Here is a 491-nt window from a genome sequence, read left to right as displayed (position 1 = left end):
AGCCGTTGACCGGACTTGAACCGGTAACCTGCTGATTACAAATCAGCTGCTCTGCCAATTGAGCCACAACGGCAAATATTCTTTTTTCTAACAAAAATGGGACCAACAGGGCTCGAACCTGTGACCCTCTGCTTGTAAGGCAGATGCTCTCCCAGCTGAGCTATGATCCCATAACTAAACAAAGAAGCGACCCGGATGGGAATCGAACCCACGACCTCCGCCGTGACAGGGCGGCGCTCTAACCGGCTGAGCCACCGGGCCATAAAAATAATGTCAATCCTAAGAAGCTATCTACTGAGAACCATATCTCTTAGTCATATCTTCTATTTCCAGGTACTTGACGTACCTTCAAAACATCATACAAAACCATTCTCACACTTCGCCTTCTTTGGTCAAAGCCTCGACCGATTAGTGACAGTCAGCTCCATGCGTTGCCGCACTTCCACCTCTGCCCTATCTACCTCGTCGTCTTCAAGGGGTCTTACTACCTT

General features: G+C 48.9%; 3 tRNA genes and 1 rRNA gene. All 4 read right to left on the bottom strand.

Annotated features, from left to right (window positions below):
* A tRNA-Thr gene (locus JMF81_RS03735) sits at nt 1-73 on the bottom strand.
* 24 nt (nt 74-97) lie between these two features.
* Nucleotides 98-170 (bottom strand) — tRNA-Val (locus JMF81_RS03730).
* 17 nt (nt 171-187) lie between these two features.
* Nucleotides 188-261, bottom strand: a tRNA-Asp gene (locus JMF81_RS03725).
* 127 nt (nt 262-388) lie between these two features.
* Nucleotides 389-491 (bottom strand): 23S ribosomal RNA (locus JMF81_RS03720); the annotation flags it as partial.

The sequence above is a fragment of the Anaerostipes butyraticus genome (genome assembly GCF_016586355.1).
GTDB lineage: Bacteria > Bacillota > Clostridia > Lachnospirales > Lachnospiraceae > Anaerostipes > Anaerostipes butyraticus.
This window is presented reverse-complemented; position numbering and strand designations above follow the sequence as displayed.